This is a genomic window from Bacillaceae bacterium S4-13-56 (assembly GCA_040191315.1).
Classification (GTDB): Bacteria; Bacillota; Bacilli; order Bacillales; family JAWJLM01; genus JAWJLM01.
In genome coordinates, this window is the sequence record JAWJLM010000159.1 from 1 (window position 1) to 1,690 (window position 1,690).

Consider the following 1,690-nt stretch of genomic DNA (forward strand, 5'->3'; position numbering starts at 1 on the left):
CGGTGTTTGTCAAGTTAGTTGTCGTTTTTAATCCCAATTTTGTACAGCGTTAAGAAGTCTGTTTATTTCCCTCGGATTCCTTTTCTGATCGTTCTGGATTAAGCCAAACTTCCTCTTCAAGAGTCCAATTCCTTGTTTCCCTTGACCATCTCTCTGGATGCAGTGCTTTTGCTTGCTCGTATAAGCGCTTTCTTTGCGCAAGGATCTCGTTTGCGGATCCATCATGCCTTTGATTCGGCGTTAGGAAATTAAGCCCACTGTGTCGGTGTTCCTTGTTGTACCAATGCACAAATGATAATACCCATTCTCTCGCCTCTGTCAGTTCGAAGAACCCTTTTGCTGGATAGTCTGGGCGATACTTACACGTCCGAAAAATCGATTCGGCATAGGGATTATCATTGCTCACTCTAGGTCTGCTTCTAGATGGCGTGATCCCTAACTGGTACAGCGTTTCTAGTATCGAAGCGCCTTTCATCGGACTTCCGTTATCGGAGTGCAGCACGAGCGGTTGAAGATGCGCTATAATCTTTTCTGATGCCATTCCTCGTCTAACTAGTAAACTAGCATTTTCTGCCGATTCTTCCAACCAAATATCCCATGCGATGATCTTTCTGCTATATAAATCTAAGATAAGATACAGGTAGAAATAGATTCCTTTTGCTGGGCCAGGAAGCCAGGTAATATCCCACATCCAGACTTGGTTGGGCCCGGTTGCACGATGCGTTGCTATAGGCTTCGCGTTCGGCTTCTTACTTCTTCCGCGGTGGTGCTGCATATCGTTCTCTTTCAGCACACGATATACGGTCGATTCAGATGCTATATAAACGCCCTCATCGGCTAGTCGTGGCACGATTTGACTAGGCGGTAAACTTTTATAGTTCGGTTGATTGACCGTTTGCACAATGGCTTCTCTTTCTTCGGCAGTTAGTTTGTTTTTTGGTACAGGACGCTCCGCATAGGGACGCTGATCATCTGCCGGTGTTCGGTTGCTTCTCCACCGTTGTACCGTCCGTCTGCTGATTCCTAGCTCTTCACATGCCTTTTCTTCTCGTGCACCATTCGTAACAGCTTCTTTAATCAGCTCTATTGCTTGACCGCGATCTGAGGCACTGATCATTCGTCCTCGTTGTCCCCCCAAATCGCATTGGCCTTTTTTCTTAAAACTAATAAGGCGGCTGTTTCGGCAAGCGCAGCTTCCTTTCGTCGAAGTTCCTGGTTCAACGCCTTTAGTTCACGATCCTTTTCACGAACACTTTTCTGAAACTGGTTGGCTTGTTCGGCAACCCCGCCATTCGCCTGCATACAGGCATCACGCCAAGCTTCCACTTGTTCTACGTAAAGTCCTTTCTTGCGGCAATAGGTAGCCAATTCTATCTCACTCATCGGGAACGTCTCCATCACGATGGAAAACTTATCCTGCGTGCTCCATTGCTCTGACTTCTGCTCCCCATCAGGCAAGGGAATACCTTTCGCTTTTGCTTTCTTTTTCCAGTTATACAACGTTCCTTCGGAGAGCCCCGTTTCACGTGCGATCGAACTAACCAATTCACTTTCCGGAGGCATCATTCTCGTAATGATCGAGTGTTTAAATGCTTTGCTATATTTAGCCATAGTAAGTTTCCTTTCTGTGTCTTCTTACACTCACTATACGGTCTATGGAACCTTATGACAACCATGCTAACACAGGGGG

At 46.4% G+C, this 1,690-nt stretch carries 1 pseudogene; it reads right to left on the reverse strand.

The annotated features are described in order from the left end of the window. Nucleotides 1-49: 49 nt before the first annotated feature. Nucleotides 50-1,611: pseudogene (locus tag RZN25_18320) on the reverse strand (IS3 family transposase). Nucleotides 1,612-1,690: the final 79 nt, after the last annotated feature.